Raw genomic sequence first — 13110 nt, 5'->3', positions numbered from 1 at the left:
GTTCAGTGGCGGCTGGCGGCGACGGCGGCGGCGAGACGGTCGAACTCGCTGCTCTTGTCCAGGAAGGTGCGCGCGCCCGCGCCCAGGTAGCGGCGGCGGTACGGCTCGCTGGCGTTGTTCGACAGGACGACGAAGGCGATGGCCGGGCGGGCCTCGCGCACCGCGCGCAGTACCTGCAAGCCCGTGCCGCCTTCCAGCTGCACGTCCAGCACCACCACGTCGGGGCCCGCGGCCAGGATGCCGTCGATGGAGCCTTGCGGCGTGCCCGCCTCCCCCACGATGGCGATCTCGTCGCCGGCCAGCAGCGCGGCCACGCGGCGGCGGATGGCGTCGGAATCGTCGGCAAGGAAGACCCGCAGCGGTGCGGCGGTGATGGCGTTGTCCATGTCCCGAACTTTGCCGGGCGGGGCGCGCGCGGGCCATCGGCGCGCGCTGAAACGCGGGCTAGGAGGCGTCCGGTTCGTCGGGGTGGGAATTCCGAGGTGGGCTAGGAATATTCCGAGAGCCGATTTGCCCTTCAGGCGAACAACCCGTATTGGCGTCATTCCCGCGAAGGCGGGAATCCATGGCTCCCGAATTCCTCCACGCTTCGCAGATGCGACCGGCCGTCTACATCCTCTCTTCAGGGCCGAACGGCACGCTGTACATCGGCGTGACTTCCGACTTGGTCAAACGCGTTTGGCAACACCGCGAGCACCTCGCCCCCGGCTTCACTGCACGGTATGCCGTGACGCATCTCGTGTACTACGAGTTGTTCGACACGATGGCGCTCGCGATCACGAGGGAGAAGCGCCTGAAGAAGTGGGACCGCGCGTGGAAGGTCCGGCTGATACGCGAGCGGAACCCGGATTGGGTGGATCTATGGGACGAAATCATTGGAAGCCATGGATCCCCGCCTCCGCGGGGATGACGCCGAAAAAAGAGCGTCGAAGAGAGACCAACCAACGTGGAGAACGGCGTCATTCCCGCGAAGGCGGGAATCCATGGCTCCCGAATTCGCAACCCGACGGACATCACACCCCAGCGCCTTCTGCGGGACGCAATCCCTACGGTTCGATCAACCCATGCTTGATCGCATACCGCACCAGGTCCGTCGGGTTCTGCAGCGCCAGCTTGGCCATCAGGTTGGCCTTGTGCGTGCTCACGGTCTTCACCGACACATTCAGTGCGGTAGCGATGTCGGTGACCGAATCGCCCGCCGCCAGGCGGCGGAACACCTCGAACTCGCGGTCGGACAGCGTCTCGTGCGGCGCCGAAGGCGCGCCGCCGGGCATGGCGCCCAGCGCCAGCTGCTCAGCCACCTCGGCGCTGATGTAGGCGCCGCCGCCGGCGATCTTGCGCAGCGCCTGCTCCAGCTGGGCGGGCGCCGTTTCCTTCGTGAGGTAGCCGCTGGCGCCCGACTTGATGGCGCGCACCGCGTACTGCGTCTCCTGGTGCATGGACAGCACGAGGATGCGCAGGCGGGGCTTCTCGGCCTTCACCAGCTTGATCAGCTCCATGCCGCTGCGCCCGGGCATGGACAGATCCAGCACCAGCACGTCGAAGTCCAGCTCGCGCACGCGCTGCATCACCTCGGTGCCGTCGGCGGCTTCGCCGACCACCTGCAGGTCGGACACGTCACCGACGATGCGCTTCAGGCCCTCGCGGACGATGGCGTGGTCGTCGGCCAGCACGACGCGGATCATGCGGCCTCCTGCACCGGGATGCGCGCCTCGACGCGGGTGCCCTGCCCCGGCGCGCTGTGCACGCTGACGTGCCCGCGCATCAGCTGGGCGCGCTCGCGCAGCCCCACCAGGCCCAGCGACTGCGGCTTGCGCGGGCTCGCCGGATCGAAGCCCGCGCCGTCGTCCTGCACCTCCAGCACCAGCTCGCCGGCCTCGCGCGCCACCCGCACGCGGACGTGGCTGGCGTACGCATGCTTGGCGACGTTCGCCAGCGACTCCTGCACGATGCGGAACACGCCGGTGGCATACGGCTCGGGCAGGTCCAGGTCTTCCTCCATCTCCAGCGAAGCCGCCACGCCGTGGCGCTGGCCGAAGTTCTGCACCAGCCATTCGAGGGCCGGGCCCAGGCCCAGGTCGTCCAGCACCAGCGGCCGCAGGTCGGCGGCAATGCGCCGCGTGGCCGCCACGCTGGCGTCCAGCATGGCCAGCATCTCGTCGAGCTTGGCGCTCGCGCCATCGGGGTCGTCGCGCAGGTGGTCGCGCAGCCAGATGGTGTCCATCTTCAGCGCAGTGAGCGATTGCGCCAGCTCGTCGTGCAGCTCGCGCGCGATGCGCGTCTTTTCCTGCTCGCGCACGGACGTGGCTTCGGCGGCGAAGGTGGCCAGTTCCTCGCGGGCGCGCACGCGCTCCGTGACGTCGCGCAGGATCACGGTGTAGAGCTTGCCGTCGGGCGAGTCCAGCAGGGAGATGGATGCGTCGACGGGAAAGGTATCGCCGCCCTTGCGCAGGCCCAGGATCACCCGGTCGCCTCCCATGCGGCGCGGCGAGCTGACGCCGGTCTGGCCGAAGCGGCGCACCTCGCCCGCGTGGTTGGGGCGAAAGCGCTCGGGAATGAGCATCTCCAGCCGCCGGCCGATCACCTCCTCGGCGGTCCAGCCGAAGATCTTTTCGGCGGCGCGGTTGTACTGGACGATCCGCTGTTCCTCATCGACGGACAGGATCCCGTCCATGGCGGCGTCCAGCAGGCCCGCCAGGCGGGCGGCGACGTTCTGGGTCGGCATTGGCGGAATTTACCGCAGCTGAAATCAGACACCCTTGCGCAGAGCGCGCAGAGGTTTCGCGGAGGACGCGGAGAAAACCTTTTGAATATCTTCCTCCGCGAACTCGGCGAAACCTCCGCGCGCTCTGCGCAAGGGAGTCCGCCTTCACTCCCGGCCCAGAAGCACCGTCAGCGCGCTCGAGAGCATCGCCGCGCCCCAGAAGACGAAGAACGCCATCGCATACACCGCCTGCCGCGACCATTCGAGTTCGCGGCCGAACCAGCGCAGCTCCAGCGGGTCGACCAGCGCGAACACCAGCAGCTGCAGCAGGCAGGCCGCCAGGAAGGCGGGCCAGGCGATGCCCATGAGCTTGCGCGAGAGCACGGGGCGGCCTCAGTGCTGCCGTACAGCCGGTGTGGCCGGCGTGGCCGCGTGGTTGCGGCCCTGCATGGCGGGCAGCAGGTTGCGCTCGGCCAGGCGCTGGTTGATCTCCACGCCCTTGCGGTAGTAGTCCTCCTCCACCAGCTTGTCGGAGCCGCGCGCGGCGATGAAGAAGCTGACGAACGAGGCGACCACCACCACGGCGGGGCCGGCGAACACCAGCCATACCAGGCCGTAGCGCCACCAGGGCTTGGCGGGCACGCCTTGTTCTGCGGTCGGGTCGGACATGGGCTTCTCCTTCACGGGCGGTCAGCGGGGCACGAGAAAGACGGACTTCTCGCTCACGTGAGCGCCGCCGCCTTCGATCTCGAAATGGATGGGATGCGAGCCGGGTTCGGCCGTGCCGAAAGGCAGTTGCACGCGAACGGCGACCCAGCGGGATTCGGCAGGGCCCACCTCGAGCTGCGGCTCGGCCATCACCACCGCCAGTCCGGCCAGGCCGGTGGCGCCGATGCGGTAGCGCTGCGTCTCCTCGGTGGCGTTCATCACCTGCAGGCGGTAGACGTTCTCCAGCTTGCCGCCGGGCACGATGCGCGCCAGCGTCGCGCGGTCGCGCACCACGTCCACCTTCAGCGGCGTGCGCACCGCCAGGCTGATGGCGATGCCCACGCACAGTGCGGCCAGGATGCCCGCGTACACCAGCACGCGCGGCCGCAGCACCCGGCGCACGATGGCGCCCGTGTCGCTGCCCGCCGCCAGCGCGTTCTGCGTGGTGAAGCGGATCAGGCCGTGCGGGTAGTTCATCTTGTCCATCACGCCGTCGCACACGTCCACGCACGCCGCGCAGCCGATGCACTCGTACTGCAGGCCGTTGCGGATGTCGATGCCGGTCGGGCACACCTGCACGCACAGGCCGCAGTCGATGCACGAGCCCAGGCCCATGGCGCGGAAGTCGTCCTTGCGGCCGCGCGTGCCGCGCGGGTCGCCGCGGCCGGCGTCGTAGCTGACGATCAGCGTGTCGGCGTCGAACATCGCGCTCTGGAAGCGTGCGTACGGGCACATGTACTTGCACACCTGCTCGCGCAGGAAGCCAGCATTGCCGTAGGTGGCCAGGGCGTAGAAGAACACCCAGAAGACTTCCCACGAGCCCATGCGGGTCTGCAGGAATTCCAGGCCCAGTTCGCGGATGGGCGTGAAGTAGCCGACGAAGGTATAGCCGGTCCACATGGCCACGCCCAGCCAGAGCAGGTGCTTGAACCACTTCTTGACCAGCTTCTCCGTGCTGAAGCGGGCGCCGTCCAGCTTGATGCGCTGCGGCCGGTCGCCTTCCACCTTGCGCTCGATCCACAGGAAGATCTCGGTGTAGACGGTCTGCGGGCAGGCGAAGCCGCACCACAGTCGGCCCGCCACGGCGGTGAACAGGAACAGCGACAGCGCGCTGGCCACCAGCAGGCCGGTGAGGTAGATGAAGTCCTGCGGGTACAGCACGTAGCCGAACAGGTAGAAGCGGCGCGCGGCCAGGTCGAACAGCACCGCCTGGCGGCCGCCCGCTTCGGTGGCCCAGGGCAGCCACGGCAGGCCGTAGAACACCAGTTGCGTGAGCCACACGAAGGCCCAGCGCCAGCGCGCGAACACGCCCGTGACGCTGCGCGGGTAGATCTTCTTCTGCGCCTCGTAGAGCGAAGCGCTCTCCCCGCCGGACGGCACGGGGAGGATGGGGATGACTTTCTGGTTCATGGCGGGAATGCGCCATGTTCGCGCGCAGGGGGCCGTGGGGACTTGCGCTGGATCAGACAGAGACGTCATTCCCGCGGAGGCAGGAATCCATGGCTTCCGCGTTCGGCAATCAGGGAAGCCATGGATCCCCGCCGTCGCGGGGATGACGCTATGCGGGCGGGGACGAGCCCGGATATCAAGGCTTCGCCGTCACCGGCTTGTTCGAGAACCCCCACACGTACGCCGCCAGCACGTGGATCTGCGCGTCGGTCAGCTTGCCGGCCTGCGCCGGCATCACGTTGGTCTTGCCGTTGTTGATCATGCTGATGATCGCCTGCTCGCCGTAGCCGTGCAGCCAGACGTCGTCGGTGAGGTTGGGCGCGCCGATGGCCTGGTTGCCCTTGCCATCCATGCCGTGGCAGGCGGCGCAGGCGGTGAACTTGGACTTGCCCAGCTGCGCGCGCACCGAGTCGTGCGGCGCGTTCGACAGCGACAGCACGTAGTTCGCCACGTTCTTCACGTCGTCGGGCGTACCCACCGCCGCCGCCATCGGCGGCATCGAACCCTGCCGGCCGCCGCGGATGGTCTCGGCGATCTTCGCGGGCGAGCCGCCGTGCAGCCAGTCGCCGTCGGTGAGGTCGGGGAAGCCCTTGCCGCCGCGCGCGTCGGAGCCGTGGCACTGCGCGCAGTTGTTCATGAACAGCCGCTCGCCGATGGCGCGCGCCCGCGGGTCGCCGGCCACTTCTTCCACCGGGCGCGAGGTGAACTGCGCGTACAGCGGCACGAGTTCGCGGTTGGCTTTCTCCACCTCGCCTTCGTACTCGGCCTTGGACGTCCAGCCCAGGCCGCCCTGGTAGGTGCCCAGGCCCGGATACGCCATCAGGTACAGCAGCGAGAAGACGATGGTCATGACGAACAGCCACATCCACCAGCGCGGCATGGGGTTGTTCATCTCGGTGAGGTCACCGTCCCAGACGTGGCCGGTGGTGTTGTCGGCGGTGGAAGCCACCTTCTTGCGGGACGTGATCCACAGCAGCAGCAGGCAGGCGACGATGCCGACGAGGGTGATGGCGGTGACGTAGGCGGACCAGAAGCCGCTGGTGAAATCGCTCATGGCAGCTCCTTTCAGTCCTGCTGGAACGGGATGCGGCCGTCTTCCTCGAAGCGGGCGCGGTTGCCGCGGGCGAAGGCCCAGGCCAGGATGCCGATGAAAGTGGCGAAGCAGGCCAGCGTGGCCGCGATGCGAAGCGTGTTGATGTCCATGGCCTTCCCCCTACTTCAGCGCGATGCCCAGCGACTGCAGGTACGCCACCAGCGCGTCGGCTTCGGTCTTGCCCTTCAGCTGGGCCGGGCCTTCGGCGATCTCCTGGTCGGTGTAGGGCACGCCCACCGAGCGCAGCGCCTTCATGTGCGTAGCTATGGTCTCGGCGTCGGCCGGCGTCTTCTCCAGCCACGAGTAGGCCGGCATGTTGGATTCGGGCACCACGTCGCGCGGGTTGTTCAGGTGGATGCGGTGCCACTCGTCCGAGTACTTGCCGCCCACGCGGTGCAGGTCGGGGCCGGTGCGCTTGCTGCCCCACTGGAAGGGGTGGTCGTACACGAACTCGCCGGCCACCGAGTAGTGGCCGTAGCGCAGCGTCTCGGCGCGGAACGGCCGGATCATCTGCGAGTGGCAGTTGTAGCAGCCCTCGCGCAGGTAGATGTCGCGGCCGGCCAGCTGCAGCGCGGTGTAGGGCTTCAGGCCCCGCACCGGCTCGGTGGTGCTCTTCTGGAAGAACAGCGGCACGATCTCCACCAGGCCGCCGACGGCGACGACCAGCAGGATGAGCACGATCATCAGGAAGTTGTTGGTCTCGACCTTCTCGTGGGTGAAACCGGTGGAAGCGGTGTTGTCGCTCATGTCTCGCTTTCGTTGCGCTTCAGGCGCGCGCCAGCGCGGGGGTGGGCACCACCACGCGCACGGCACGGCCGCCGGCCACGGTCATCCAGGTGTTCCAGGCCATCACCAGCATCCCGGCCAGGTACAGCAGGCCGCCGATCACGCGGATCACGTAGAAGGGGAAGGTCGCCTTGACCGACTCGACGAAGGTGTAGGTCAGCGTGCCGTCGGCGTTCACCGCGCGCCACATCAGGCCCTGCATCACGCCGGCGATCCACATGGCGGCGATGTACAGCACGATGCCCACGGTGGCGATCCAGAAGTGCAGCTCGATGGCGGCGATCGAATGCATCTGCTTCCTGCCGAACAGGCGCGGGATCAGGTAGTACAGGCAGCCCATGGAGATCAGGCCGACCCAGCCCAGCGCGCCGGCATGCACGTGGCCGATCGTCCAGTCGGTGTAGTGCGACAGCGCGTTCACCGTCTTCACCGACATCATCGGGCCCTCGAAGGTGGCCATGCCGTAGAAGGACAGCGCCACGATCATGAAGCGCAGCACGGGGTCCTCGCGCAGCTTGTGCCAGGCGCCCGACAGCGTCATCACGCCATTGATCATCCCGCCCCAGCTGGGCGCCAGCAGGATCAGCGAGAACAGCATGCCGATGGATTGGGTCCAGTCCGGCAGCGCGGTGAAGTGCAGGTGGTGCGGGCCCGCCCACATGTACGTGAAGATCAGCGCCCAGAAATGCACGATGGACAGGCGATAGCTGTACACCGGACGGCCGGCCTGCTTCGGGATGAAGTAGTACATCATCCCCAGGAAGCCCGCCGTGAGGTAGAAGCCCACCGCGTTGTGGCCGTACCACCACTGCACCATCGCGTCCTGCACGCCGGCGTACGCCGAGTACGACTTCATCCAGCCGGCCGGCACTTCGGCGCTGTTCACCACGTGCAGCACCGCCACCGCGAGGATGAAGCCGCCGTAGAACCAGTTGGCCACGTAGATGTGGCGGATCTTGCGGATGCCGATGGTGCCGAAGAACACCACCGCGTACGACACCCACACCAGCGTGATCAGGATGTCGATCGGCCACTCCAGCTCGGCGTATTCCTTGCCGGTGGTGTAGCCCAGGGGCAGGCTGATGGCCGCGGCGACGATCACCGCCTGCCAGCCCCAGAAGGTGAACGAAGCGAGCTTGGGCAGGAACAGCGGCACATGCGACGTGCGCTGCACGCAGTAGTAGCTGCTGGCGAAGAGCGCGCAGCCGCCGAAGGCGAAGATCACCGCGTTGGTGTGCAGCGGGCGCAGGCGGCCGTAGCTGAGCCAGGGGATGCCGAAGTTCAGTTCGGGCCAGGCCAGCTGGGCCGCGATGAACACGCCGACCAGCATGCCCACCACGCCCCAGACCACGGCCATGAGCGTGAACTGCCGCACCACGGTGTCGTGGTAGTGGGCGGCGGGTTCGGGGGAATCGTTCATGCGAGGCACCTTGATCGTGATGCCCCAGTGTCGCGGCGCCCACGGCCGCGCTCCTTGATGGAAGTCAATCGCCGGTGAGAATGCGCTCGCCTTCGGCTTCCAGCGACTCGAACTGGCCACGCCAGACGGCCCAGCCCAGCGCGGCCAGGATCAGCAGGCCCAGGCCGACGGACAGGGGGATGAGCAGGAAGAGGATGTCCATGATTGGGAATGACGAATGACAAATGACGAATGACAAAAAGCGCGGCCGTATCGGTCATCCGTCATCAAAGCGAAGCGAGGTCATTTGTCATTCGTCATTCGTCATTCGAAACGCGCAAGGCGTGCAGCGTTGAGCACGACGAAGAGCGAGCTGGCAGCCATGCCCAGGCCGGCCAGCCAGGGCGGCATCTGGCCCGCCAGCGCGAGCGGCACGCACACGGCGTTGTAGGCGGCGGCCCAGGCCAGGTTTTGCCGCACCACGCGGCGCGTGCGGCGCGCGAGGTCCAGCACCGCCGGCACGGCGGACAACTGGCCGCCGGGCACGACGAAGTCGGACCTCGATTGCGCCACCGGCGCGCCCTGCCCCATCGCGAACGAGACGTGCGCGCGCGCCAGCACCGGGCCGTCGTTCAGGCCGTCGCCGACCATCGCCACGCGGCGGCCGCGCTCCTGCAGGCCGCGCACGTGCGAGAGCTTGCCTTCCGGTGACTGCCCGCCCCAGCGCCATTCGATGCCGGCGCGCGCGGCCAGGCGCGTGACCGCGGCCATGCGGTCGCCGGAGAGCAGCTGAACGAGCAGGCCCCGCGATTGCAAGATGCCGACCGCCGTGGCGGCGTCGGGCCGCAAGGCTTCGTCGAGGCTGAAGCTCGCGAGCCAGCCTTGTTCGTCGGCGAGGTGGACTTCCGCAGGACCGCCGGGCAGCTCGAGGGCATCGCACCAGCGCGCGGACCCCAGGCGCAGCGCGCGGGCCGCGGCGCCGCGGCGCACCACGCCCTGCACCCCTTCACCGGCCCACTCGCGCACCGCTTCGGCGGCCCATTCGCCCTCGCCCGCCGCGGCGGCGACCGCGCGCGCCACGGGATGCAGCGATTGCCGCGCCAGCGCGCCGGCCCATTGCAGGGCCAGGGCCGGATCGACGCCTTCGCGCGCGCGGCCGCCCGTCACGGCGATGCTGTCCTGCGTCAGCGTGCCGGTCTTGTCGAACACCACGGTGTCCACGCGCGCGGCGGCCTCGAAAGCGTCGAGGTGGCGCACCAGGATGCCGCGCCGCGCCAACGCGCCGGCCGCGGCCAGCGTGGCCGCCGGCGTGGCCAGCGACAGCGCGCAGGGGCAGGTGACGATGAGCACCGCGACGGCGATGCCGATGGCGTGGCCCGCGCCGGTGGCCCACCACCAGGCGCCCGCACCCGCCGCTGCGAGCACCACGCCCAGCAGGAAAGGGCCCGCGATGCGGTCGGCCAGCTGCGCCAGGCGCGGCTTGTCCACCGAAGCCTGCGCCATCAATGCGACGATGCCGGCGAAGCGCGTGTCGTCACCGACTTGGTCCACCCGCACCAGCAACGGCGCGGCCAGGTTGTGGCTGCCGGCGATGACGGCTTCGCCCGCCACGCGCCGCAGCGGCTGCGACTCGCCGGTGAGCAGCGCTTCGTCGACGCGGCTCTCGCCTTCGACCACGGTGCCATCGGCGGCGAAGGCCTCGCCCGCCAGCACGCGGATGACGTCGCCGCGCACCAGGCGCCGCGCGGACACGCGCTCGAAGCTGCCGTCCGCGCTGCGCCGCTCCACCATCGCGGGCAGGCGGCGCACCAGCGCTTCCAGTGCGCCGGCGGTGCGATCGCGCAAGCGCTGCTCCAGCAGCCGCCCCGAGAGCAGGAAGAACACGAACATCGTCACCGAGTCGTACCAGACGGCGCCGCCCAGCGGCCCCGCGGGGTCCAGCGTGGCGAGCGTGCTGGCGCCGAACGCGATGGCCAGCCCCAGCGCCACCGGCACGTCCATGCCGATGCGGCCGTGGCGCAGGTCGCGCAGCGCGGAAGAGAAGAACGGGCGGCAGGAAAACAGCATCACCGGCACGGTGAGCGTCCACGAAGCCCAGTTGAGCAGCGACTGGATGTCCGGCGTGATCTCGCCCGGCGGCGCGACGTACGCGGGCACCGCGTACATCATCACCTGCATCATGCAGAAGCCCGCCACCAGCCAGCGCCACAGCAGGCGGCGGCGCTCGCGGCGGCGCGGTTCGGCGGCGGCTTCGCCGGCCGCGGGCAGGCCGCGGTAGCCGGCTTTCGACAAGGCCGCGAGCCAATCGTCGGGCCGGCATCGCGCGGGCGACCAGACGACGCGCGCGGTGGCGGTGCCGCCGTTGACCTGCACCGACTCGACGCCGGGCACCGATCCCACCGCCTGCTCGATGGTGAGCGTGCAGGCTGCGCAGTACATGCCTTCGATGGCCAGCCAGCTTTCGCGCCGGCCTTCACGGCCGGCGACCGGGCGCGTGCACTCTTCCCACGCGTCCTCGAGGGGCGCGGCATCGCGCGGCGCCGGCAAGGCGCCGGGCAGCGGCAGGGAGACGGAGACCATGGCCGCAAGCGTATCGGCGGGCCGCATGGCGGCAGTTGACCTGCGTCAAGGCACGCGCCCGGCGCCGCGCCTACGCTGGCGCCATCCACAGGAGGCCCCCCATGTACGAACGCATCCTCGTCACCACCGACGGTTCCGAACTGTCCCGCAAGGCCGTGATCGAAGCCATCGCGCTCTGCCGCAAGCTCGGCGCCGAGCTGTACCTGCTGCACGTCGTGCCGCGCTACCCGATGTCGTACTTCGAAGGCGGATCGGCACTGGAAGCCGGCGAAGTCTCCCGGATCGAGAAGCAATGGGCCGACCACGGCCGGACCATCGTCGACCAAGCCGCGAAGCAGGCCGAGGAGTCGGGGCTGGTCGCCCGCGCCGTGGTCATGCAGTCCGACGCGGTCGCCGATTCCATCATCGCCGCGGCGCGCAAGCACCGCTGCTCGCTGATCGTGATGGCATCGCATGGCCGCCGCGGGCTGCAGCGCGTGCTGCTGGGGAGCGAGACGCAGCACGTGCTGACGCAGTCGGAGATTCCGGTGCTGGTGCTGCGCTGAAAGGCCGAAACGATGAAGATCATCCTCGCCGCCGACGGCAGCAAGTTCACCAAGAAGGCGCTCGCCTTCCTCGTCAACCACGAATCGCTGGCGGAGGCCGACGAGATCGTCGTGCTCAATGTCCAGCAGGCCCTGCCGCCCCGCGTGGTGCGCCTGGCCGGTTCGGCCGTGGTCCGCGACTACCACCAGGACGAGGCGGAGATGGTGCTGGCGCCGATCCGCAAGTTCCTGGACCGCAAGGACCTGCCGCACCGCTGCGAGTGGAAGGTGGGCGATCCGGCGCAGCAGGTGCTGGCCACGGCGCAGAAGGAAAAGGCGCACCTGATCATGATGGGCACGCACGGGCACGGCCTCGTGGGCCGCGCGATCATGGGAAGCGTGGCGCAGCGCGTGCTGCAGGGAGCGGAGATTCCGGTGCTGCTGGTGCGGTAGGGACAGGCGCCCGACTTCGTGATTCCCGCGGAGGCGGGAATCCATGGCGCCCGCATTTGCGGACTGCTCAAGGCGGAAGCCGTGGGTCCCCGCCTCCGCGGGGACGACGCCTATCGATCAGCTGTTCTCGAGGATCAGGTGCCCCACCGCCGTGTTCGACGCGGGCACGTGATAGAAGCGGTGCTTCACCTCGGGCCTCTTCCCGCCAGCGACGTCCGCCATCGCGCCGCGCGCGATCAGCCACATCACCAGCTCGATGCCTTCGCTGCCGGCCTCGTTGACGTATTCGACGTGCGGCACCGAAGCCAGGCCTTCCGGGTCGGCGATCAGGCGGTCCAGGAAGCGGTTGTCCCACTCCTTGTTGATCAGGCCGGCGCGCGGGCCTTGCAGCTGGTGGCTCATGCCGCCCGTGCCCCAGATCTGCACGTTCAGGTCTTCGTCGAAGCTCTCGATCGCCTTGCGGATGGCCTGCCCCAGGCGGAAGCAGCGCATGCCGCTGGGCACCGGGTACTGCACCACGTTGACCGCGAACGGGATGACCTTGAACGGCCAAGCCTTGGGCTGGCCGCACATCAGCGACAGCGGCACGGTCAGGCCGTGGTCCACGTCCATCTTGTTCACCAGCGTCAGGTCGAAATCCTGCTGGATGACCGACTGCGCGATGTGCGCGGCGAGTTCCGGCGCGCCATCCACCGGCGGCACCGGGCGCGGGCCCCAGCCTTCGTCGGCCACCGCGTAGTGGCCGGCCGTGCCGATGGCGAAGGTCGGGATCATGTCCAGGCTGAAAGCCGTGGCGTGGTCGTTGAAGACCAGGAACACCACGTCGGGCGGGTTGTCCTTCAGCCACTGGCGCGAGAACTCGTAGCCGGCGAAAACCTTCTGCCAGTACGGCTCCTGCGTCTTGCCAAGGTCCATGGCCGCGCCGATGGCGGGCACGTGCGAGGTGTAGACGGATGCGGTGATGCGTGCCATTTACTTGCGCCCCCACTTGGGATCGCGGCCGCCGCCGATCATCATGTTGCGGTACTCCTCTTCGGACATCCCGGTCATGGAGCCGGCCATCTGCTGGAAGCTCTTGCCGTCGGTGGCGCCGATCTTGGCCAGGAAGTAGATGTTGCCGCCCAGCGAGATCATGCGGTTCATGTCGCGGTCCAGCACGGCCTGCTTCTGCTCGGCGGTCATCTTCCACTCGTCGAGGTAGGCGCGCTCGTCGCGCTTGAAGCGCTCGCGGTTCTCGGCCTTCATCAGCGACATGCAGAACTGGTTGAGCCAGTAGCCCTTGCGGCTCTGGTCGGCGTCGAAGATGGTCGTGCCGGGCACGCCTTGGTACGGTTTGTCGAGTGGCATGGTGGTCTCCGGATGACGAATGACTTCGCTTCGCTCAATGACGAATGACATCATCGATGCGCGAAGC

Annotated in this window: 17 protein-coding genes; 3 read left to right on the top strand and 14 right to left on the bottom strand. The window is 68.7% G+C overall.

What is annotated here, in order from left to right; genetic code table 11:
* Positions 1–2: 2 nt before the first annotated feature.
* Positions 3–386, bottom strand: a complete 384-nt coding sequence (locus tag EZ216_RS01360) for a response regulator (RefSeq protein ID WP_135247778.1) — start codon at positions 384–386, stop codon at positions 3–5.
* Positions 387–565: 179 nt separating this feature from the next.
* Between EZ216_RS01360 and EZ216_RS01355 the strand changes: the two genes are divergently transcribed.
* Positions 566–910, top strand: coding sequence for a GIY-YIG nuclease family protein (locus tag EZ216_RS01355; RefSeq protein WP_239024245.1), 345 nt, complete (start codon positions 566–568; stop codon positions 908–910).
* A gap of 136 nt (positions 911–1046) precedes the next feature.
* Here EZ216_RS01355 and EZ216_RS01350 read toward each other — a convergent pair whose 3' ends face one another.
* The 11 genes from EZ216_RS01350 to EZ216_RS01300 all read right to left on the bottom strand — a co-directional run bounded on the left by EZ216_RS01350 (position 1047) and on the right by EZ216_RS01300 (position 10719).
* Positions 1047–1685: a response regulator gene (locus EZ216_RS01350; RefSeq protein ID WP_135247777.1), complete on the bottom strand. Its 639-nt coding sequence runs from the start codon at positions 1683–1685 to the stop codon at positions 1047–1049.
* Positions 1682–2725, bottom strand: a complete 1044-nt coding sequence (locus EZ216_RS01345) for a PAS domain-containing sensor histidine kinase (protein WP_135247776.1) — start codon at positions 2723–2725, stop codon at positions 1682–1684. Before EZ216_RS01345 ends, EZ216_RS01350 begins: the two co-directional genes overlap by 4 nt.
* Positions 2726–2869: 144 nt before the next feature.
* A complete protein-coding gene (locus tag EZ216_RS01340; protein ID WP_135247775.1) occupies positions 2870–3088 on the bottom strand; it encodes a hypothetical protein in 219 nt (72 codons plus the stop codon).
* 9 nt (positions 3089–3097) lie between these two features.
* Positions 3098–3373, bottom strand: coding sequence for a FixH family protein (locus EZ216_RS01335; protein ID WP_135247774.1), 276 nt, complete (start codon positions 3371–3373; stop codon positions 3098–3100).
* A gap of 21 nt (positions 3374–3394) precedes the next feature.
* The gene (gene ccoG / locus EZ216_RS01330; protein ID WP_135247773.1) at positions 3395–4822 is read right to left on the bottom strand and encodes a cytochrome c oxidase accessory protein CcoG; all 1428 of its coding nucleotides are present in this window, start codon (positions 4820–4822) and stop codon (positions 3395–3397) included.
* A 175-nt stretch (positions 4823–4997) separates the two neighbouring features.
* Positions 4998–5915, bottom strand: a complete 918-nt coding sequence (gene ccoP, locus EZ216_RS01325) for a cytochrome-c oxidase, cbb3-type subunit III (protein ID WP_135247772.1) — start codon at positions 5913–5915, stop codon at positions 4998–5000.
* 11 nt (positions 5916–5926) lie between these two features.
* On the bottom strand, positions 5927–6064 hold the full coding sequence (locus EZ216_RS01320) for a cbb3-type cytochrome oxidase subunit 3 (protein ID WP_135247771.1): 138 nt from the start codon (positions 6062–6064) through the stop codon (positions 5927–5929).
* Between the two features lie 10 nt (positions 6065–6074).
* Positions 6075–6701: a cytochrome-c oxidase, cbb3-type subunit II gene (gene ccoO, locus EZ216_RS01315; protein ID WP_135247770.1), complete on the bottom strand. Its 627-nt coding sequence runs from the start codon at positions 6699–6701 to the stop codon at positions 6075–6077.
* Between the two features lie 19 nt (positions 6702–6720).
* Positions 6721–8160 carry a cytochrome-c oxidase, cbb3-type subunit I gene (ccoN, locus tag EZ216_RS01310; protein ID WP_135247769.1) on the bottom strand — a complete coding sequence of 480 codons (1440 nt, stop codon included), beginning with the start codon at positions 8158–8160 and terminating at the stop codon, positions 6721–6723.
* Between the two features lie 64 nt (positions 8161–8224).
* The gene (gene ccoS / locus EZ216_RS01305; protein WP_135247768.1) at positions 8225–8362 is read right to left on the bottom strand and encodes a cbb3-type cytochrome oxidase assembly protein CcoS; all 138 of its coding nucleotides are present in this window, start codon (positions 8360–8362) and stop codon (positions 8225–8227) included.
* A 101-nt stretch (positions 8363–8463) separates the two neighbouring features.
* Positions 8464–10719, bottom strand: a complete 2256-nt coding sequence (locus tag EZ216_RS01300) for a heavy metal translocating P-type ATPase (RefSeq protein ID WP_239024244.1) — start codon at positions 10717–10719, stop codon at positions 8464–8466.
* Between the two features lie 101 nt (positions 10720–10820).
* Here EZ216_RS01300 and EZ216_RS01295 point away from each other — a divergent pair, with 101 nt between their 5' ends.
* Entirely contained in the window at positions 10821–11264 is a 444-nt protein-coding gene (locus tag EZ216_RS01295; protein ID WP_135247766.1) for a universal stress protein, read from the top strand.
* 12 nt (positions 11265–11276) lie between these two features.
* On the top strand, positions 11277–11696 hold the full coding sequence (locus EZ216_RS01290) for a universal stress protein (protein WP_135247765.1): 420 nt from the start codon (positions 11277–11279) through the stop codon (positions 11694–11696).
* Between the two features lie 117 nt (positions 11697–11813).
* Here EZ216_RS01290 and EZ216_RS01285 read toward each other — a convergent pair whose 3' ends face one another.
* Both EZ216_RS01285 and ligA read right to left on the bottom strand, forming a co-directional pair.
* A complete protein-coding gene (locus EZ216_RS01285) occupies positions 11814–12668 on the bottom strand; it encodes a class III extradiol dioxygenase subunit beta (protein WP_135247764.1) in 855 nt (284 codons plus the stop codon).
* The gene (gene ligA / locus EZ216_RS01280; RefSeq protein WP_135247763.1) at positions 12669–13043 is read right to left on the bottom strand and encodes a protocatechuate 4,5-dioxygenase subunit alpha; all 375 of its coding nucleotides are present in this window, start codon (positions 13041–13043) and stop codon (positions 12669–12671) included.
* Positions 13044–13110: the final 67 nt, after the last annotated feature.

Origin of the sequence: Ramlibacter humi (genome assembly GCF_004681975.1) — a bacterium.
Lineage (GTDB): Bacteria > Pseudomonadota > Gammaproteobacteria > Burkholderiales > Burkholderiaceae_C > Ramlibacter > Ramlibacter humi.
This window is presented reverse-complemented; position numbering and strand designations above follow the sequence as displayed.